The sequence below is a fragment of the Novosphingobium album (ex Liu et al. 2023) genome (genome assembly GCF_029076845.1).
Classification (GTDB): domain Bacteria; phylum Pseudomonadota; class Alphaproteobacteria; order Sphingomonadales; family Sphingomonadaceae; genus Novosphingobium.
Genome location: NZ_JARESE010000076.1, coordinates 24,768 through 45,130 on the forward strand (window position 1 = coordinate 24,768; position 20,363 = coordinate 45,130).

Consider the following 20,363-nt stretch of genomic DNA (forward strand, 5'->3'; position numbering starts at 1 on the left):
GTTTGATGCCGATCGTGCGGCTGACCCGCCCCTGCGCCTTGAGCTACTTCTCGTTGGCCTGGCCGCGGTATGGGCGCCCAAAATTCCCTATGCTGGCGTTTCAGGATCACGAACCGGGGGTAGCGAAAGCTGTATCGGCCAGGTTCCAACCCCCTCCGATCGCCTTGTATAACGCGACCATTTGCACAGCGGCTGTCGTCCGCGCGCGCAGATCTGCGGTTTCGGCCTCGTGCAGGAGGCGCTGGGCCGCAAGCAGCTCAATTCGCGTGATATCGCCTGCGGCAAAGCGCGCTTCAGCATGGCCAAAGCTGCGACGCGAGGCATCCAGCGCCGCTTGACGACGTGTCAGTGTATCCAAGCCTGCATTATAATCGCCCAAGGCGCGCTCTGCATCTCCCAGTGCCGCCAGCACGGCCTGTTCATAACCCAGCGCGGCCTGCTGCTGGGCAGCCTCCCGGGCACGTATCTCCGCGCGCACACGGCCGCCGTCGAACAATCGCCAAGAGATGAGCGGCAGGATGGAGTAGCGGGTGCTGGACGAATCGAACCAGTCGCCCGGGCTGAGCGCCTGGAAGCCGCCGCCGGCACCAATGGACAGCTTGGGAAACAGCTCCGCGGTGGCGACGCCGATATCGGCGGTGCTGGCAGCGAGGCGCCGTTCAGCAGCCAGAACATCGGGGCGGCGACGCAATATGTCGGCGCGTTCCCCTACGGGCAGTGCCGGCAGGACGCGCGTCGGCGCGGCGGTATCGAGCAGCTTCAGTTCCCGTTCCGGGGGTGCGCCGAGCAGGACGCCAAGACCGAGCACGGCTCCGCGCTGACGCGCCGCAATGCCCGGTAGCATGGCATTGGCGGCAGCCCACCGCTCATAGGCTGCGTCCACATCGGCGCGGGAAACATCGCCGAGAACGGCACGGCTGCGCATGAGGTCCAGCGTCTGTTGCAACGTCGCGACCATCGCCTGCTGCGTAAGCAATTCTTCCCTGGCACCCGTTGCCTCGAACCATGTGCGGGCGACCTCCGCCGCGATCCGCATGCGTACGCCCTGCACTTCGGCTTGCGTCGCCTGCAACCGCGCGCCGGCGCCTTCCAGCGCCCGGCGATTGGCGCCAAACAGGTCGACTTCCCAGGCTGCGTCGAAGCCGGCATCGTAGATTGTTTGAGAGGCTTCTAGTCCGGGCATGGAGCGGATCGGCAGCGGGCCATTCTCGCTTTGCCGACGACGGTTCACGCTGGCGCCTGCGGAAACAGCGGGCAGTTGCTGACCAGCGGCCCGATCGCGCAGAGCGCGCGCTTCATCGATCCGCGCCGCTGCCTGACGGATATCGAGATTCTGCGCCAGTGCAGTATCGACCAGTCTCTCCAGTTCAGGGTCGCCCAGCGTTGACCACCAGCGGACAAGGTCGGCAGGGGCGGACGCCCCCGCCGCTGCCTGGGTCCAGCCGCTGCCCGTGTCCACGGAAGGCGGCGCGTGATAGTAGGGGCCGACGACACAGGCGGTCAACGAAATGCAGCTGAATAGCACCACCGCAAGACGCAACTGTCGATGAGGGGGAAATATCATTGCAGACGTCCTCGAACGAAGATGGTGGCCGTGGTGAGCGACACCAGGGCGATCAGCGCCAATGGCCAAAGGCTCGCAATAATATCGCCGGGCGACATTGCTTTCAGAAAGCTGCCTTCCACGATGATCAGAAAATGGGTGAGGGGGATCGCCTGAGCCAGCCATTGCAGAAGCGTGGGCATATTCTCGACCGGGGTAGCGAAGCCCGACATCAGAACGGATGGCACGCCGATGGCGAAGGCGCCAAGGATGGCCTGCTGCTGGGTCGCGCTGATCGCGGATATCATCAGGCCGATGCCCACCACCGACAGGATGAACAGAACCAGGCTGACGAACAGCAGCCCAAACGAGCCGTTGAACGGAATCTGGAACGGTCCCGCGGCGGCCGCCATCATCAGAAGGCCGAGCGTGGTGCCGATGACCAGAGCGGGCAGGGATTTGGATATAATGATTTCCGGCGTGGAGGTTGGTGACACCAGCAACTGGTCGAATGTTCCCAGTTCGCGCTCCCGCGCGATCGACAGCGAGGTGATGAGCAGGGCACTGAAGAACGCCAGGATACCGGAGAGGCCGGGCACGATGAACCAGCGATAGGTCAGGTTGGGATTGAACCAGTTGCGCACCGCCACCGCCGCTGCGGGCGCACTGCCGGCGTTTGCTTCCGCGCCAACCTCGGTAGCGATGGCGGAGAGATAAGAAGCGGTGATCTGCCCTGAATTGCTGCGCCGGCCATCGATCAGCATCTGAACGCGACCATTGTCGCCGGCGGCGATGGTGCGCGAAAAGTCCGGCTGGATATCGAGCGCCGCGATCACCTTGCCCTGGTCGATAAGATCGCGCATTTCCTGGCCGTCGTTCACGCGATAGACCTGCGTAATGAAGTCGGCCCGGTCGAGCCGCGTGATCAGTTCATAGGACCAGCGCCCCGAATCCTGATTGTGAACGGCGATATCGACATTGCGCACTTCCAGCGTCGCGGCGAAGGCGAACACCAGCAGTTGCAATAGCGGCGGCACAAGCACCACCATGCGGCTGCGCGGGTCGCGCAGGATGCTCAGCACTTCCTTGATGAACTGCGCTCGCAGTCGGGTGAAAGCGAAATGGCTATTGTGCTGCGCCATGGCTCCTCACTCCAGATTCTTGCGCGTGGCGCGTTTCGCCAGGACGAAAAACAGGATTCCGATCCCGGCCATCGCCAGCAGGTTCGGCACAAAGACCGCCCAGATGTCCCCGGCCAGAAACACGGTCTTCAAGGAAGAAACGAAATAGCGCGCCGGGATAAACCAGGTGATGGCCCGGATCGGCGCCGGCATGGCGTCGATTTCATACAGAAAGCCCGACAGCATGAATGCGGGCAGAAAGCCTGAGAACAAGGCAATCTGCGCGGCCAGAAACTGATTGCGGGTGACAGAGGAAATCAGCAGTCCCTGACCCAGCGCAGGCACCATGAAGGTGGCCGAAAGCAGCAGGAGCGCGGCCAGCGACCCGCGCAGCGGCACGTCGAATATAAAAACCGCCAGCGCCGTGGCCCCGAGCGTGGCCAGCATCCCGAGCGCGAAATAGGGCAGAAGCTTGCCGATCAGGATTTCCGCGACCGATGCGGGCGTGGAGAGCACCGCCTCCATCGTGCCGCGTTCCCATTCGCGCGCGACGACCAGCGCGGTCAGCATGGTGCCGATGATGGTCATGACGATGGCGATGGCGCCCGGGACGAGCGAACGGCGGCTCTCCAGTTCGGCGTTGAACCAGTATCGCGGCTCCAGTGTCACGCCGGCCGGGGATGCTTCGATACCGAGGCCGCCCCGCCAGGTCTGGACGACGCCCTGTGCGTAGTTGGTGACATAGTTGGCGGTATTGGGCTGCGAGCCATCGGCGATGATCTGCACGAGAGGCCGCGCGCCGCGATCGGCCAGACGCTGCTCGAAATCCTGCGGGATGACCACAAATCCGCGCAATTCGCCTGAAACAACCCGCTCGGACACCTCGCGCCGATCATGGGCGAAAGTGACATTCAGATAGCGGGTGCCGGCGAATGCGGCGGCCAGTGACTGCGCCGAGGCGGATTCGGATTCCTGCACGACGCCGATGCGCACCGCGCGCACGTCCAGCGACACCGCATAGGAAAACAGAAGCAGCAGGACCACCGGAAGGACAAAGGCGATCAGCAGCGTGGACGGATCGCGGACCGCTTGCAGGCTTTCCTTGACCACCAGCGCCCAAAGGCGTTTCGGGTCGAAGCGGCGCATGGCCTCCGGCGGCATCCGGCGTGATCCATCCGCGCCGTTCATGCGGCGGCCTTGCTACGGGCTTCGTCGGCGAGATCTTCGGCTTCGACCAGATGAATGAAAGCGTCTTCCATGGTCGGGTCCGGCCGCGCATCGCTGGCGGCACCGCGTTTGAGAGCGTCCGGCGTGTCCAGCGCGATCAGCCGGGCGCGATAGAGCATCGCCACCCGGTCGCAATATTCCGCCTCGTCCATGAAATGGGTGGTGACCATCACCGTCACGCCCTTGCGGGCAAGGCCGTTGATGTGGGTCCAGAATTCGCGCCTTGTGATGGGGTCGACACCCGAAGTCGGCTCATCCAGAAACAGGACAGGCGGGCGATGCATCACCGCGCAGGCCAGCGCCAGACGTTGCTTGTACCCCAGCGGCAGGGAGTCCGGCGCGGCCGACAGCCAGGGCTGCAAGCCGAAGATTTCGACCATTTCCTCGATCCGCGCCCGCCGCACAGAGCCTTCCAGGCCATAGACGCCAGCGGAGAACTCCAGATTCTGCCGCACAGACAGCAAACCATAGAGCGAGAATTTCTGCGCCATATAGCCAAGCTGGCCTTTGACCGCGCCGGTCGCGCGGCGCAGATCAAGCCCCACCACATGCGCTTCGCCGCTGGTGGGTTTGAGCAGGCCGCACAGCATCTTGAAGGTCGTTGATTTACCGGCGCCGTTCGGGCCGAGCAGGCCGAAAATTTCGCCCTTGCGTACCTCGAAGCTGACATTGTCGGTGGCCGTGAAATCGCCGAAGCGTTTGGTCAGATCCCGGCAGGAAACGGCGATGTCCGACTCAAGCTGGACAGGCGGGAGCCCCTCGGCGAGGGCCGATGTTCCGCCCGGGCCGCCGCCAAGCAGATCGATGAAAGCGTCCTCGAAACGGGCGGGCGCCGCCCTTAGCTGCGCATCGACCCGATCGGCGAGGGCGCTTATCTGTTCGGTTCCCGCGTGGGGGCGCAACACCATGCGGACACCGGCGCCCTGGATCACGCCATCGCCGACACTGTCCAGATCCAGCGCCTCGGCCAGCACGGCCCGGCGCTGATCGCCAACCTGTTCCAGACGGAAGCTCCGGCCCGTGAGACGTCCCGTCAGTTCTCCGGGCGGTCCGTCATAGGCAAGCTGCCCCTCGTTAAGCAGCAACACGCTGTCGCAGCGCTCGGCCTCATCGAGATAGGCGGTCGACCAGACCACGGCCATGCCTTCGTCGGTCAACGCCTGCACCATGCGCCACAAATCCTGACGGCTGACGGGATCGACGCCGACACTTGGCTCATCCAGGAGCAGGACGGCAGGCCGCGCCATCAGGGCGCAGGCCAGACCCAGTTTCTGTTTCATGCCGCCGGACAGCTTGCCCGCCAGACGCCCGGTAAAGGGCGCAAGGCGCGTGAAGTCGAGCAATTCCGCAAACAATTCGGCGTTCCGGTCTGCATCCATGCCGCGCAATTGCGCATAGAGCCGCATATTCTCCATGACCGACAAGTCTTCGTAGAGGCCAAAGCGCTGCGGCATGTAGCCTGTCGCGGCATGGATGGCGTCATTGTCGTCCACCACGTCAAAGCCCGCCACCGTGGCGTGGCCGCTGTTCGGCGCCAGCAGACCTGTCAGAATGCGCATCAGGGTGGTCTTGCCCGCGCCGTCCGGTCCAACCAGCCCGGTCAGGCGGCCGAACCGGATCTGCGCGTTCAGGCCCTGCAATGCCTGCACGCTGCCGAAATGCTTGCTCACCCCGTTGATGACGACCGCGACATCATTGTTCGGGTGATTTGGCGGGTCCGATGTTGCGCTACCGGACGCCATGTCAGCGGCCTTTGGCCTGCGCGCTGGACACTTGCCCGGCATCGACGTCGATGGTCACCGGCATGCCCTGACGCAGCGCGGCATCCGCATTGGTGACCACGATCCGCAGGCGATAGACCAGATCCGTCCGCAGATCCGTGGTCTCTACCGTTTTTGGCGTGAACTCGGCGCGCGGTGAAATGAACCCGATCTGGCCTTGATAGGCCTTGTCGGATGAGTCGCTATGGACGCGTACCCGCATCCCGGGCGCGATGCGCCCCAGATCCGGTTCACCGATGTAGGCGCGCACATAAACCGGGGTATCAAGGCTGACACTATAGATCGGGCTCTGGCTGACAACCATGCTGCCGGGTTCGCGCACCCGTGCAATCACCGTGCCGGTGCCTGGCGCAAGCAGCACTGTATCGGCAAGAGCAGTGGCGGCTTGTGCTCGTGCCGCCTGTGCGGCGGCGAAGCGGGCTTGCCCCGCCGCGACATCTTCCTTGCGGAAACCTTCTGTGGCTTGTGAATAGGCGGCCCGGGCCGCATTGGCGCCGGCGACGGCCTGGTCACGCGCGGCGCGGGCCGCATCGACCGTTTTTTGACTGGCGGCGCCTGAGGCGAGCAACTGGCTCTGACGATCGAAATTGCGCTCCGCATCTCTGGCGACAGCCGAAGCCTGATTGAGTGCCTCGCGCGCCTGGACGATCTCCTGCGGGCGCAGGCCGCGGAGCAATTTGTCGAGGTCCGCCTGAGCAACACCCACGGACGCATCGGCCGCAGCAAGACCTTCCTCGAACGGCTGCGCGTCGAGGATAGCCATGCGCGCACCCGCTTCGACGTGATCTCCTTCATCGAAGTGCATCTGTGCCACACGACCGGGTTGCCGGAAGGCCAGTTGAACCTCCCGAATGTCGACATTGCCATACAGGCGCAGTGCTTCGCCGTCGTGGCCGCCGCGTTGCATCCAGATCCACCCGACCCCGATTATCGCGACGACAGCGACAACAATGAAGACCCGCTTGGGAATGCCGGGCAGGCGGATGCGCTTCATTGCACTGCTCCGATTCCGCGCAGATAGATCGCGAACACGCCGGGAGCATCGCGACGAATATGGGTTACATCGCCCGCCAGCATCGATTGCATGACGAGCCCCTGGATCGTGCCGATAAACAGGGTGGTCGCGGCATCCGGATCGAGGTCAACACGCAACTCGCCTCGCGCCTTTCCCGCCTCAAGCAAGCCACGAAGCCGCACTCCATAGTGCCGGATCAGCGTCTGGGCCATGCGCTTTGGAAGAGTCTCACCCGGCCGCTGCATCTCCCCGAAAAGCATTCGCGGGACACCGGGGTGATCCGACACGAAATCGATATGCGTCATGAAGACCGCTTCAAGGGCGGCCTTCGGAGACGCGGCCCCTTCCGCGGCCTTGTCGACGCGGGCGAGCAAGCGGTCGGTCACCCAGGCCATCACCGCCTCCAGGATGGCGTCTTTCGTCGGGAAATGGCGGAACAGCGCCCCCTGGGTCAGGCCCATTTTCTGCGCGATGGCCGTCGTTGTGATGTCACTTGGGTTCTGTTCCGCGGCCAGATCGACCACCGCCTCCACGGTTGCCGCGCGTCGCTCGTCAGCGGGAAGATGTTTGGGATGCCCACTCATAGCCGCACTCGCAAAAGAAAGTAATCTATTACTATCTATCTGGAGTGCGCACTAACCGCAAGGTGGAAGCGCGGTGCATTCGTTTGTCCGATTTGATCTGTCGTGATCAGTTCAGGGTATCGGCGGCGGACCGCTTAATCTTCGGGTCCGCCGTTTTCCGCATCGCCCAGATCGCGCGGAACATCCTGTGCTCCCTCGCTGCGGTCGCGGTATAGGGCGGCCCGCGCCAGCAGCATCAACGTGATCGGGGTCGTTATTGTGACGAAAACCGCGATAAGCACCTCATGCATGACAGGCCGGGACTGCATCACCGAAAAGCAGATGATCGAGGCGATGAGGATGAAACCGGTGCCAAGGGTCATCCCGAGCGTCGGTGGATGGACGCGCTCGTAGAAACTTTCCATGCGAATGAGCCCAACGGCCCCGACAAGTGTGATCGCAGCGCCGAGCAGGACGAAGAGCCCGACGATGAGCGCGGCCCAGAGCGGCAAATCGGGCGCCTGAATCATTCGATCACCTCGCCGCGCATGAGAAACTTGGCCAGCGCAACGGTTCCCGCGAACCCCAGCACGGCGATGATGAGGGCGGCTTCGAAGAAGATCGTCCGACCCGTCTGGATGCCGTAGGTCAGGAGAAGCAGCATCCCCGCAAGATAAAGAGCATCGAGGCCGAGGACCCTGTCCTGCGCGCGGGGGCCGCGCAGCGCCCGATAGGCAGCGCAGCCCAACGCCAACCCCAGCAGGATCTGCGCCGTGGTGATCGCCAGCGCGAGGACAAGCATGGTCATTCGAAGATGTCCATCAGCAATCTCTCGTAACGGTCCTTGATGAGCGCGATCCATGCGTCCTCATCGACGAGATCGAGAACATGGATGAGGATGATATGCCGGCGGGCATCGTGCTGGAGCCACAGCGTTCCCGGCGTCGCGGTAATGATCACCGCCAGGACCGCGAGCGCATAGCGGCTTTCGAGCTCGACCGGTAGGCGGATGAAGCCCGAGCGCCGGTTGGCCGGTCTGAACAGGACGATCCTGGCGACGGCGATGTTGGATCGCACGATATCGGCGAGCACGAGGCCCACGAGCTTCAGCATCGACCACCCGATGCGGATCCGCGGCTTCTCGACGTCCAGCACCAGCATGACACGCGGAACGATCAGGGCGACAAGCCCGGCCAGGACGACATGCCCGGGCGAAAAACCGGTCAACAGCACCCACATTGCGAAAAGTACGGCCGACATGAGCGGAAAGGGGAAGAGCCGCGTCATGGCCGCGCCTCACCAGCCCGGGATACGCTGCGAACCGCCTCGATGTAGACCGATCGATCGGATAGCGCCGCGGCTGTGCCTTCCATGTAGACATAGGCCGGACCTGCGAAGATCATCAATGCGAGACAGGCGGCCAGGAGCAAGCCAATCGGCGCGACCTCGATCACGCTGAGGCTTGGCGGCGAATCCTCGCTCGGGGTCCAGAGCAGATCGATCCCCGCGCGCGTCATGGAAATCAATGTCGCAAGTCCTGAAAGGATGATCAGCGCGATCAATATCCAGGCGGCCGGCGTGATCGCCTCGCCGCCGAACAGCGCATCGATGATCGCGAATTTGGCGATGAAGCCGGACAAGGGCGGCAGGCCGGCCAGGAGCAGACTGCAGAAGATGAAACCGCCGCCCAGAACCGCAATGGTGCCCGGAATGACGACCCCAGTCTCGTTCTCCTCTTCCGCGAGGGCGCCAGTATATTCGTCGTCGAACACGGGCTCTGCGATGCCGGCGATCATGTCGTCCTCGCCGGCGTTGCGCTCGACGGGTTCGATGATGAGGTAGAGGGCTCCGACCGCAAGCGTCGAGCTCGCGAGGTAGAAGAGCAGCGCCGCCGTGAGGGACCCGCCGCCCATCCCGATCGCAGCGAGCAGTGTGCCCGACGAGACCATCACATAATGGCCGGCAACTCCCGTCAGCTTGCGCGTCGCAAGGATCCCGAGCGTGCCATAGGCCATTGTCGCGAAGCCCGACCAGATCAGCCAGTTGTTCGCAAAACCGGCCGCCTCCCCAGAATTCGCACCGAAAAGAAGCGAGGACAACCTGAGGATGACGTAGACGCCGACCTTTGTCATGATCGCGAAGACTGCGCCGACGGGGGGCGCAGCGGCGGCGTAAGTTCTTGGCAGCCAAAAGCTGAGCGGCCAGATTCCCGCTTTCACGAGGAAGGCAATCCCCAGGATGGCGGCGCCTGCCTCCAGCAGCATCAGATCCTCCTGAGGCACCCGGGAGACCCGCGTCGCCAGATCCGCCATATTGAGCGTACCCGTCACCGCGTAGATCATCGCCACGCCGATCAGGAACAGCAGCGAGGTCGCGATGTTGATCGTGATGTATTGCAGGCTCGCCTTGGTCCGCTCCTCGCCCGCGCCGTGCAGGATCAACCCGTAGGACGCAGCGAGCAGCACCTCGAAGAAAACGAACAGGTTGAAGACGTCGCCGGTGAGGAACGCGCCGTTGACGCCGGCCAGGAGAAGCAGGAAGAGCACGTGGAAACGCGGTCCAGAGCGATCCCACCGGGCAATCGCGTAGAAGAGCGCCGTGAAGCCGAGCACGCTCGAGAGAAGCACCATCAGGATCGAGAGACGGTCGGCGACGAGCACGATCCCGAACGGTGCTGGCCAATTGCCCAGCAGGTAGACGTGCGGCGTGCCGGGCAATGTTTGCCGGCCGCTATCGACCTCCCAGATGAGCGCGACGGATATGGCGACAAGCGCCGCCGCCGTCCCGAGGCTCAGAACGCGCTTCAGCGTCCGCCGCCGCTCGTTGAACGCCAGCAGCACCGCGCAGACCATCATCGGCAGGACGATCGGCGCTATGACCAGATGGTGGATCCAGCCGTTCACTGATCGTCCTCCTCGCCGTCGACATGATCGGTTCCGGTCAGCCCGCGCGACGCGAGGAGCACGACCAGGAGGAGCGCCGTGGTTGCAAAGGAGATGACGATGGCGGTCAGGACGAGGGCCTGCGGCACCGGATCGACATATTGGGCCGGGTCGACCGCCACCTTGCCGACGATCGGCGGGGCGTCGGTGCGCAAGCGGCCGGCGGCGACGATGAAGAGGTTGACCGCATAGGATAGAAGGCACAGGCCCAGCACGACCTGAAAGGTTCGTGGGCGGAACAACAGCCACAGACCTGACGCGGTCAATGTGCCGATCGCCAGCGCCAGGACCGCCTCCATCAGCCCTCCCCCTCGCTGGCCGCCGCCTCGGACGCGTCGAGCTCTCCCGAACGGCTCGCCCGGGGAGTCCGGATCGATTGATGGGCCAATGCGATGAGGATGAGCACCGTCGTCCCGACCACCACGGCAAAGACGCCGATATCGAACAGCAGCGCGCTGGCGATCGGAACCGGGCCGATCAGCGGAACGTCGAGATAGCTGAAATGGCTCGAGAGGAAGGGATACCCGAAGAACCAGGCAGCCCCGCCGGTCGCCGTCGCGCACAAAAGCCCCGCACTGATCCACCGGACCGGCTGAACATGCAGGCGTGCCTCGACGGCTTTGGTGCCGTTCGCCATGTAGAGGAGTATGATCCCGATCGAGGCGGTCAGCCCCGCCGCGAAGCCGCCGCCAGGCAGATCATGGCCGCGAACCAGCAGGTAGAGTGCCAGGGTCAACACAACCGGGAACAACCATTCCATGGTTACCCGTGGCACCAGGAGATAGTGCCGCGCGGTATCGCCGCGCTTGCTGCCCTCGCGGGCATCGTCGAAAGCGTTCTGGGTCCGCTGTTGCTCGGGCATCTCAACGCTCTCCGCCGCCGGGCGGAAGCGCCGCAGCAGCGTGAACACCGTCAGGGCGACGATCGAGAGGACGGTGATCTCGCCGAGCGTATCGAAGCCGCGGAAATCGACGAGAATGACATTGACGACATTCGTGCCGCCGCCGCCGGGATATGCCTGCTCCATGAAGTAGCGCGAGATCCCTTCCGGCGCCGGCCGGGTCATGATCGCGTAGGCAAAGGCGGCAACGCCCGCCCCGCCGACGAGCGCGATCAGCAGGTCCGCACCGCGCCTGTAGCGCACCGAGAGCGGCGTGCCGGAGCCAGGCCAGAAGTCCGGACGACGCTGGGGCAGCCAGCGCAATCCCAGCAAAAGGAGCACCAGCGTCACAGTCTCCACGAGCAGCTGGGTGAGGCCGAGGTCCGGCGCCGAGAGCCAGATGAAGCTGATGCACGTCGACAGTCCCGCCACGCCCACCATGACCAGCGCGGCCAGGCGGTGGTACTTGGCCTGCCAGGCCGCGGTGATCGCGCTCACCGCGCCAACGATCCAGAGGATCGCGAACACCGGATCGATCAGCGTTCGCGCCGAAGGGCCGGCGGCATAGCCAAGCCTCGCCAGCGGCAGGCCCGCGGCAAGGAACGTGGTCAGCACCAGCAGACGAAGCTGCACCTGCTGCCGCCTTGTTCCGACGAGCCGGCGCAGCCCTCTGGCTCCATCGATGATCGCGGACAGCACCAGTTCAAACGTGCGCCGCCCTTTCAGTCGTCCAATCACCGGCGAACTCTTCATGGCGTTCAGCCGGTCGCCGAAAATCAGGTAGAGCAGCACGCCGCCGACGAGCGCGATGGCGCTCATCAGGAGCGGAAGGTTGAAGCCGTGCCAGATGGCGAGACTGTAGGCAGGCGTCCGCTCGCCCAGGACCGAACTGACCGCGGTCGCCAGCAGCGGCCCGATCGTCAGGGCCGGAATGATCCCCACCAGCAGGCATAGCAGGACCAGGATCTCGATCGGCAGCCGCATCCAGTGCGGCGCTTCGTGTGGCTCGCGCGGCAATCCGACCGGCGGTGGCCCGAAGAACGCCTGGTGGATGAAGCGAAGCGAATAGAGCACGCTGAACGTGCTGGCCACGGTCGCCAGCACGGGCAGGATGCGATCGAGGACGGTGCCGCTGTGCGCCTCGAGCGCTTCGGCGAGGAACATTTCCTTCGAGAGGAAGCCGTTGAGGAGGGGAACCCCGGCCATCGCGGCGGCCGCGACCATGGCCAGGGTAGCCGTGATCGGCATGAAACGAGCGAGGCCGCTCAGCTTGCGCAGGTCGCGCGTGCCGGTCTCGTGGTCGATGATGCCCGCCGCCATGAACAGCGAGGCCTTGAACGTCGCGTGGTTCACCGTGTGGAATATGGCGGCAACCGCGGCCAGCGGACTGCCAAGTCCCAGCAGCAAGGTGATCAGTCCGAGATGGCTGATCGTCGAATAGGCGAGAAGCCCCTTCAGATCCTGTTGGAAGATCGCCGCCCAGGCGCCGATCAGCAATGTTGCAAGGCCCGCCGTCGAGACGATCAGATACCAGCTCTCAGTGCCCGAAAGGGCCGGCCAGAGCAGGATCAGGACGTAGATCCCCGCCTTCACCATGGTCGCGGAATGGAGGTAGGCCGAAACCGGGGTCGGCGCCGCCATCGCGTGCGGCAGCCAGAAATGAAACGGGAATTGCGCGCTCTTGGTGAAGGCTCCGATCAGGACCAGGATCAGCGCGGGAAGATAGAGGGGATCGGCGCGGATCGCGGCCCCGGCCGCCAGCACGCGATCGACATCGTAGCTGCCGGCGATGTGGCCGATCAGGAGGAACCCGATCAGCAGGCATACGCCGCCCGACGCGGTTATGATCAGCGCCATTCGCGCGCCGTCGCGGGCGCTCTGATTATGATGCCAGTAGCCGATCAGGAGGAAGGAAAAGAGACTGGTCAGCTCCCAGAAGAAGGCGATCTGGACGAGGTTGCCCGACAGGACGAGGCCGAGCATCGACCCCATGAACGCGAGGAGGAAGCTGAAGAAGCGCGGTACCGGATCCTCGGCCGACATGTAGTAGCGCGCGTAAAGCACGACCAGCGCACCGATGCCCAGGATGAGCAACGAAAAGAGCCAGGAGAAGCCGTTGAGGCGAAGGGACAGATCGAGACCAAGCGACGGCAGCCAGGGTGCCGTGTGGCGCACGGCCGCGCCATCGCCGAGCGCGGAATAGAAGCGGACGAGCAGGCCAGCCGCGGCGAGGGTCACTCCACCGGAAAGCGCGGCAGCCAAGGTCCTGGCCCGGGTCGGCAGGAACGCCGAAACGAAACTGCCCAGGAAGGGAAGCGCAAGAATGATGAGAAGGTAGCGCGCCTCCAACATCGGCGGTGATCAGCTCCTGCTTGATGAAAGGCTCTTGAGGATTTTCAGCCTTTATGGTTGAAATTGAGCAGCAGGTGCAAGGACTATCGATGCGTTTGTTGTCGTCACAGTGCCGCGCGGCGCGCGGCTTGCTCAACTGGCGGCAGGAAGATCTCGCCAATCGCGCCGCGGTCTCCCGCAGCACCATCCGCGATTTCGAAGGTGAGATCCATTCGCTGCAGCGCACCACCGAGGAACGCCTGCTCGCCGCCTTCGACGCGGCCGGAATCGAACTAATCGGCGATGCCTCGGCCGGTGCCGGCGTCCGATTCCGTCCCGGGCAACCCGCACCCATACGGCATCCGTCCTGAAGCGTATCGAAGCGCTGCTCGCCAGCCCTGCTAGGCGCACAGCATCCGGTGAAGCCCGTTCGCCACGCAGATCGACGGCGCTTCGGCAACCTTGACCTCAAGACCCGTCGCATCGGCGATCATGCTGCCCATCAAGGGCATCAGAGCGCCGCCACCCGTGAGAGTCACCCCGCGGTCATGAATATCCTGGCTCAGTTCCGGGGCCGTCCGTCCGAGCACGTCGCGGACCACCTGCACGATCTGCTCGACATGTTTCTCGACGACCTGGTCCACGTCCCGGATCGCGACGTCCATGGATTTAGGCAGGCCTTCCCTGAGGCAGCGCCCCCGGACCGCGATGACGTCCGACCGCTCACCGTTCCCGTCTTGCCGCCTTGCGACATATTCCAGCTTCAGGCGTTCGGCGGAAAGCTCGCCGACGAGGAATTTATGGCGCAGGTGCAGCTGGTCGGCGATCGCCTTGTCGAGCGCCACCCCGCCGATGCGGACAGTTCCCGTCGCGCATATCCCGCCAAGCGAGAAGACCGCGACCTCGGTCGTTCCGGCTCCGCATTCGATGACCATCGACCCTGCCGCCTGCTCGACCGGGAGACCCGCGCCAAAGGCCGCGGCCAGGGGTTCGGAGACAAGGGTCACATGGCCGAACCCAGCATCGTTGGCGGCCGTCAGCATTGCACTGCGCTCGGCTTGGGTGGCATCGGCCGGGACGCCGATCAGCGCATTGGGCGCGCGCATCCGTTTGCCCCCGATCGACCGCGACAAGGCGTAGCGCAGGAGACCGGTGGCAGCATCGATATCCTGCAGAACGCCCCGGCACAGCGGGCGTTTGACACTGAGGTTGGCCGGCGTGCGATCGATCATCGCGTGTGCTTCGGTGCCCACCGCGACGAGATCCGACATGCCATCGCGCCGGGAAAAGCAGCACAGCGATGGCTCGTCGAAGACGATACCTTCCTCACGCCGCATGACGCGCACATTCGCGGTTCCGAAATCAATCGCGATTTCGGGCCGCTTCCAGGACAAGATCGAAGCCACGGGCGGCCATTAACAGACGCAGTGGTTTTTGTCTCTCTTTGTCATGCCGCACCGGACGGGCGCGGCCGCTCCCGGGGCTTCCCGATCGCGAGGCTATGGCGCCCGTGGCCGCGCAGGCGGCGGGATCCGTGCAGGACCTGTCAGGCGATCACGGGAAGCGTCTCGAACTGATGATAGGGTGGGGGGCTCGAGAGCGTCCATTCAAGCGTCTTGGCGCCTTCGCCCCAGGGATTGTCGGCGGCACGCTCGCCCCAGATGAAAGACCAGACGATATTGACGAAGAAAAAAACCATGCCGATGGCCATCACGATATAGCCGATCGACGCGATATGGTTCCAATAGGCGAAGGCGTCGGGATAGTCGGGATATCGCCGCGGCATCCCCTCGAGCCCCAGGAAATGCATGGGGAAGAACAGGATATTGACGCCGATGAAGAATATCCAGAAGTGCAGCTTGCCCAGCACTTCGCTGTACATCCGTCCGGTCATCTTAGGGAACCAGTAATAGAAGCCGGCAAACAGCGAGAAGACGGCGCCCAGTGACAGAACATAATGAAAATGGGCGATGACATAATAGGTGTCCTGCAGCACATCGTCGATGCCGCCATTGGCCAGCACCACCCCCGTGACCCCGCCGATGGTGAACATGAAGATGAAGCCCAGCGCCCAGAGCAGCGGCGTTTGGAACGTTAGCGATCCGCCCCACAGCGTCGCCAGCCATGAGAAGACCTTGATCCCCGTCGGCACGGCGATGACCATCGATGCCGCCGTAAAATACATCTTCACGTTGACCGACAGACCGACAGTGAACATGTGGTGGGCCCAGACGACGAAACCGATGATCGCGATCGCGACCATCGCATAGGCCATGCCGAGATAGCCGAAGACCGGTTTGCGGCTGAAGGTCGACGTGACCTGGCTGATGATGCCGAACCCCGGAATGATCATGATGTAGACCTCCGGGTGTCCGAAAAACCAGAACAGATGCTGGTAGAGCAGCGGATCGCCCCCGCCGGCCGGATCGAAGAATGTCGTGCCGAAATTGCGGTCGGTCAGCAGCATCGTGATCGCGGAAGCGAGGACGGGCAGGGCGAAAAGCAGCATGAACGCCGTTACCAGCATCGCCCAGCAGAAGAGGGGCATCTTGTGCAGCGTCATGCCCGGCGCGCGCATGTTGAAGATGGTCGTGATGAAATTGATCGCGCCGAGGATCGAGGAAATGCCCGCCAGATGCATCGAGAAAATGACCATGTCGACGGCCGGTCCGGGAGATCCGCTGGTCGCGAGCGGCGCATAGAGCGTCCAGCCGGTTCCCGCGCCATTGCCTGAGCCGCCGGGAACGAAGGCCGAGGCGAGAAAAAGCGGGAAGGCCGCGGCCAGAAGCCAGAAACTGACATTGTTCATCCGCGGAAAGGCCATGTCGGGCGCGCCGATCATCAGCGGCACGAACCAGTTTCCGAACCCGCCCACCATCGCCGGCATGATGACGAAGAAGATCATGATGAGCCCATGGGCCGTGACCAGCACGTTCCAAAGATGCAGCGCCTGTGAAAAGTCGCCGCTTCCGAGCCAGAGAGGCAGATATTGGATGCCCGGCGCGGCCAGCTCGAGGCGCATCAATCCGGAGATCGCCCCACCCAGAATGCCCGCGACGATCGAAAAGATCAGGTAAAGAGTCCCGATGTCCTTGTGATTGGTGGACATGAACCAGCGCTGGAAGAAAGCCGGCTTGTCATCGTGCCGATCGTGCGCCGCTTGAGCTGGCCCACGGAACTCGCTTGCTGCGGCGGCACCAGCCATCGTCGTCTCCTCGCACGATGCGGAGACGATGCAGATCAGGGAACCGTAGCGGATGCAACTACCCGCGCCGATACGACCAAGCCCCCACGGCCTTTCGTCACGACAAGGCGGCGGATCGTCTCTTCCAGGACCGGCCTATCATTCCCACTGCCAGCAACAAAGATCATCTTTTCTCTGGATTGCAGCAAGATTATTGGAGGAATTCAGCGGCAATCATCATCGCGAATATCCTGAAGCACGTCGATCAGGGCGGCTTCGGTCGGCCTTGCGGCGATCGTCACGCGCCCGTAGCCGAGATCGTGGAACGGCTTGGCCGCCGCCGGCGATATGCAGACAACGTTGCCGTTCCAGCCAATCCGCTGCTGGGAAAGCCAGCCCGCAATATGCCGACCTGCCCGTGGCGAGTGGACAAGGATCGCATCGACCTCGACGAGGCTTCCCGCGACCCATTCAAGGTCCAGGGGATTGGCTTCGATCGCCTCGTAAACGCAGAGCCGGCGCGCGGCGAAACCATCGGTCCGCAATATCGCGAGCAGGTCTCCTGCCGGCTGCGCCGCGCTCAGATGGAGGATGTCCGAGCCCGGCCGCATGGTCTGCCCTATCAACTTGCGAGGATCATGCACGTTCCCTGCTGCCGAATACACGTCTCGATAGCCGCGCAGCCGCGCAAAACGGGCGGTGTGGTCACCCACCGCAAAAACCGGAAGCGATGCAAGGGACGGGAAAAACCGATGCACCCTGACCCCATGCAAGCTCGTGAACACCAAGGCATCCGGAACGGCAACGGGTTTTGCCACCGCAGCCGGAACTATCCGCAACGCAGGCTCCAGCAGCGGACTATAGCCCGCGCTGCGGACATGTCGCCCCGTCATCCTGTTATAGGGAGCAGTCCGGGTTACCCAGACGAGCTTGCCGCTAGGCGGGCAGGCTTCGAACCGCACGCCAGTAACCGTCCACGGACCGGGAAAGGAAAGACGGGTCGGCCGCTTCGCCCATGACGTCCCGCAGGATGGGGGTCAGGCCGTCCCCGAACTGCGCGTAGTAGGGCCGCGAGACCGGATGAGCCGCCAGGAGCTTGGCCGCCGCGTCGGGATCGCTGAACGACGCGATCATGGCATCGACCAGCGAGTTGGCAGCCTGGTTGTCCTCGGCCGATGGCTCGATTGCATCCGGCTCCGCGAGATATCGTGCCATGGCCGCCGCTATGTCCTGCCGGCGCGCGCGCAGCAGTTCGGTGGAAACGTCGCTTAGGGAGGAAGTGTTCATTCTAACTCTCCGGGGCCGCAGAAAGCATGAGCATCGCTGCCGAACGGCCTGCCAGCAAGGAATTGGGAGGGCCAGGGTTCATCCTGGTCCGGTGATCATCCTCGGCTGCGATGCGGGATCCCGGATTGGCGGGCGCGTCGCTCCGAGGGATTCAGGCGTGTCATCAGGCAACCGCCATGGAGCTGGTAGCGCCGAAAAGCCGGAAGCCGGTTCATGAAGCGATGCATATCATCATCTCACTCTGAGCGAAACGCACATGTCCGCCCTGGGATACGAGCTTAACGGCCGCCGGCGTGCAGGTCTCTAGGGATATCACCGGATTGCCATTTACCCCACCTCTCCCGGTACATTGCGGCGCCTGCTGATCGAACAGGGGGGTATAGGAGCGCAAGCGCATGACGCGCATATCCTCCAGCCTGCTTCGACCGGGGACGCACCCCTAGCTCCAGCCCGTGCGACCGCCATGCGAGATTTCCCATAGCGAGCAGGCGAGGCACGGGTCTGGCCTGCGCAATTTAAGTTCAATATATTTGCGCTGAAATAACAATAATAGTCGTTTGTCTTATGGATCGAGAACCCGCAATTTCGGCGCCTGAGTGAAAGATGCTTCATCACAGCGGTGCCCGGGAGAGAGGATCCTGATCATTCAGGCCGGAGCACGGGAAGGAGCTGGACGCCGAGGACGAAACGCATGATTGCACCGGAACTCCCAGGGAACCCCCTGACCCTGGACCAGTGGCGACAGGTCGAAGGACTGACCCGGTCGCTCGATCCGATGCAGGTGCGCTGGCTCAGCGGCTATTTTGCCGGCCTGGACGCCGGTTTGCGACAGCCCCAGTCGCAGCCGGCGTCGCTTGTTGCGGCGCGCCGCCTGACCATTCTCTATGGCACCGAGACAGGCAACGCCGCCGAACTCGCCCGGACGCTCGCGACAGCCCTCGCGGACAAAGGGTTGACCGCCACCCTGTACGATATGGCCGACTACAAGGTCCGTCAGCTGGGCCAGGAACAGGATGTGCTGATCATTGTCAGCACCTATGGCGAAGGCGATCCACCGCAACCCGCCACCGGCTTCTTTGAATTTACCGAGAGCCGCAAGGCCCCGAAGCTCGCCGGCACGCGCTTCGCCGTGCTCGCGCTAGGGGATTCCACTTACGAATATTATTGCCAGGCCGGCAAGCGCCTCGACCAGCGCCTCGAGGAACTCGGGGGGCAACGCCTCGCCGATCGGGTCGATTGCGATGTCGACTATGAGGATCCCGCCGCGGCCTGGACCGCCGCTATCTCCGACCAGCTCGCGAGCGAGGCACCGGCTGTGCGGCCTTCCGGCACTGTCCAGCACGCCGCATTGGCCGCACCCCAATCCGCATATGACAAACGCAATCCCTTCCCGGCGCCCATCATCGAGAACATCGCGATCGTCGGGCGCGGATCCAGCAAAGAAACCCGCCACATCGAATTCTCGCTCGCGGGCTCGGGCCTTGTCTACGAGCCGGGCGATGCGCTCGGGATCGCTGCATCGAACGATCCCACGGTCGTCAGTGACCTGCTGTCAGCGCTGGACCTGGCGCCGGAGGCGACATTCGAGCTCAAGGGCCAGACCTCCACGATCGGCGAGGCCCTGGCGCACCGCTTCGAGATCACCGCCGCCACGCCGCGCTTCCTCGATTACTGGGCGCTGCTCAGCGAAGCAGCTCTCCTCAGGCAATTGCAGGAGGAGGACCGCGCCGGCGAACGCTCGGTCTTCCTGCGCACCCACCACATCGTCGACATCGTGCGCCGTTTCCCCGTGCAAAACGTGATGCCCCAGGGTTTCATCTCGGCGCTGCGGCCGCTCCAGCCGCGCCTCTATTCGCTGGCCTCGAGCCTGTCAGCGACGCCGGGCGAAGCCCATCTCACGGTCGCCCCGGTGCGCTACAGCCTCCACGGTGCCCCGCGCAGCGGGGTCGCCTCGGGCCTCCTCGCCGACCGCGCGGAAATCGACACGGTTCTGCCGGTCTATGTCCAGAGCAACCAGCACTTCAGGCTGCCCGCCACCGATGCCCCCATCCTGATGATCGGCGCCGGGACCGGGATCGCACCCTATCGCGCGTTTCTGCAAGAACGCGAGGCGAGAGGCATTTCGGCCAGGAGCTGGCTGTTCTTCGGCGAACGCAACTTCCGCACCGATTTCCTCTACCAGACCGAATGGCAAAGCTGGCTCAAAGACGGCACGCTCACGCGCATGGATGTCGCCTTTTCGCGGGACCGGGCCGACAAGATCTACGTCCAGCACCGTATGAAGGAGCAGGCGCGCGACATCTTCGCCTGGCTGGAGGAGGGCGCGCATGTCTATGTCTGCGGCGACGCGGCCAATCTGGCGCCCGATGTCCACGAGGCGCTGATCGATATCGTTGCCCACGAAGCCCGAACCGGCCGCGAGGCGGCGGAGGACTATGTCCGCTCGCTCCAGGCCGACCACCGCTATCAGCGCGATGTCTATTGAAGGG

The 20,363-nt window shown here is 63.8% G+C and carries 18 protein-coding genes; 2 read left to right on the plus strand and 16 right to left on the minus strand.

From position 1 onward, the window contains the following. Positions 1 to 106: 106 nt before the first annotated feature. The 12 genes from PYV00_RS21360 to PYV00_RS21415 all read right to left on the minus strand — a co-directional run bounded on the left by PYV00_RS21360 (position 107) and on the right by PYV00_RS21415 (position 13,424). Complete coding sequence (locus tag PYV00_RS21360) at positions 107 to 1,564, minus strand: efflux transporter outer membrane subunit (RefSeq protein ID WP_275230356.1); 1,458 nt, start codon at positions 1,562 to 1,564, stop codon at positions 107 to 109. Continuing rightward, complete coding sequence (locus tag PYV00_RS21365) at positions 1,561 to 2,685, minus strand: ABC transporter permease (protein ID WP_275230357.1); 1,125 nt, start codon at positions 2,683 to 2,685, stop codon at positions 1,561 to 1,563. Before PYV00_RS21365 ends, PYV00_RS21360 begins: the two co-directional genes overlap by 4 nt. A gap of 6 nt (positions 2,686 to 2,691) precedes the next feature. Next, positions 2,692 to 3,852, minus strand: coding sequence for an ABC transporter permease (locus tag PYV00_RS21370; RefSeq protein WP_275230358.1), 1,161 nt, complete (start codon positions 3,850 to 3,852; stop codon positions 2,692 to 2,694). Beyond that, entirely contained in the window at positions 3,849 to 5,633 is a 1,785-nt protein-coding gene (locus PYV00_RS21375) for an ATP-binding cassette domain-containing protein (protein WP_275230359.1), read from the minus strand. Before PYV00_RS21375 ends, PYV00_RS21370 begins: the two co-directional genes overlap by 4 nt. 1 nt (position 5,634) lies before the next feature. Then, positions 5,635 to 6,666: a secretion protein HlyD gene (gene hlyD, locus PYV00_RS21380; protein ID WP_275230360.1), complete on the minus strand. Its 1,032-nt coding sequence runs from the start codon at positions 6,664 to 6,666 to the stop codon at positions 5,635 to 5,637. Further along, a complete protein-coding gene (locus tag PYV00_RS21385) occupies positions 6,663 to 7,271 on the minus strand; it encodes a TetR/AcrR family transcriptional regulator (RefSeq protein ID WP_275230361.1) in 609 nt (202 codons plus the stop codon). Before PYV00_RS21385 ends, hlyD begins: the two co-directional genes overlap by 4 nt. 134 nt (positions 7,272 to 7,405) lie before the next feature. After that, a complete protein-coding gene (mnhG, locus tag PYV00_RS21390; RefSeq protein ID WP_275230362.1) occupies positions 7,406 to 7,780 on the minus strand; it encodes a monovalent cation/H(+) antiporter subunit G in 375 nt (124 codons plus the stop codon). Beyond that, a complete protein-coding gene (locus PYV00_RS21395; protein ID WP_275230363.1) occupies positions 7,777 to 8,058 on the minus strand; it encodes a K+/H+ antiporter subunit F in 282 nt (93 codons plus the stop codon). The genes mnhG and PYV00_RS21395 overlap by 4 nt, the downstream gene beginning before the upstream one ends. Further along, on the minus strand, positions 8,055 to 8,537 hold the full coding sequence (locus PYV00_RS21400) for a Na+/H+ antiporter subunit E (protein ID WP_275230364.1): 483 nt from the start codon (positions 8,535 to 8,537) through the stop codon (positions 8,055 to 8,057). Before PYV00_RS21400 ends, PYV00_RS21395 begins: the two co-directional genes overlap by 4 nt. After that, positions 8,534 to 10,153: a monovalent cation/H+ antiporter subunit D gene (locus PYV00_RS21405; RefSeq protein ID WP_275230366.1), complete on the minus strand. Its 1,620-nt coding sequence runs from the start codon at positions 10,151 to 10,153 to the stop codon at positions 8,534 to 8,536. Before PYV00_RS21405 ends, PYV00_RS21400 begins: the two co-directional genes overlap by 4 nt. Then, entirely contained in the window at positions 10,150 to 10,491 is a 342-nt protein-coding gene (locus tag PYV00_RS21410) for a Na+/H+ antiporter subunit C (RefSeq protein ID WP_275230367.1), read from the minus strand. Before PYV00_RS21410 ends, PYV00_RS21405 begins: the two co-directional genes overlap by 4 nt. Further along, the gene (locus PYV00_RS21415) at positions 10,491 to 13,424 is read right to left on the minus strand and encodes a monovalent cation/H+ antiporter subunit A (protein ID WP_275230368.1); all 2,934 of its coding nucleotides are present in this window, start codon (positions 13,422 to 13,424) and stop codon (positions 10,491 to 10,493) included. The genes PYV00_RS21410 and PYV00_RS21415 overlap by 1 nt, the downstream gene beginning before the upstream one ends. A gap of 53 nt (positions 13,425 to 13,477) precedes the next feature. Here PYV00_RS21415 and PYV00_RS21420 point away from each other — a divergent pair, with 53 nt between their 5' ends. Further along, positions 13,478 to 13,774 carry an XRE family transcriptional regulator gene (locus tag PYV00_RS21420; RefSeq protein ID WP_275230369.1) on the plus strand — a complete coding sequence of 99 codons (297 nt, stop codon included), beginning with the start codon at positions 13,478 to 13,480 and terminating at the stop codon, positions 13,772 to 13,774. 30 nt (positions 13,775 to 13,804) lie between these two features. On the opposite strand, the gene PYV00_RS21425 is transcribed toward PYV00_RS21420, so the two are convergent. From PYV00_RS21425 to PYV00_RS21440, 4 genes are all read right to left on the minus strand, one after another. Further along, positions 13,805 to 14,797 carry a rod shape-determining protein gene (locus PYV00_RS21425; protein WP_275230370.1) on the minus strand — a complete coding sequence of 331 codons (993 nt, stop codon included), beginning with the start codon at positions 14,795 to 14,797 and terminating at the stop codon, positions 13,805 to 13,807. Between the two features lie 152 nt (positions 14,798 to 14,949). Further along, on the minus strand, positions 14,950 to 16,608 hold the full coding sequence (gene ctaD / locus PYV00_RS21430) for a cytochrome c oxidase subunit I (protein ID WP_275230372.1): 1,659 nt from the start codon (positions 16,606 to 16,608) through the stop codon (positions 14,950 to 14,952). A 203-nt stretch (positions 16,609 to 16,811) separates the two neighbouring features. Next, complete coding sequence (locus PYV00_RS21435; RefSeq protein WP_275230410.1) at positions 16,812 to 17,480, minus strand: uroporphyrinogen-III synthase; 669 nt, start codon at positions 17,478 to 17,480, stop codon at positions 16,812 to 16,814. 43 nt (positions 17,481 to 17,523) lie between these two features. Further along, positions 17,524 to 17,874 (minus strand): hypothetical protein, encoded by a 351-nt coding sequence (locus tag PYV00_RS21440; RefSeq protein WP_275230373.1) that lies wholly within the window; start codon positions 17,872 to 17,874, stop codon positions 17,524 to 17,526. 691 nt (positions 17,875 to 18,565) lie between these two features. Here PYV00_RS21440 and PYV00_RS21445 point away from each other — a divergent pair. Beyond that, positions 18,566 to 20,359, plus strand: a complete 1,794-nt coding sequence (locus PYV00_RS21445) for an assimilatory sulfite reductase (NADPH) flavoprotein subunit (protein WP_275230374.1) — start codon at positions 18,566 to 18,568, stop codon at positions 20,357 to 20,359. Positions 20,360 to 20,363 lie beyond the last annotated feature (4 nt).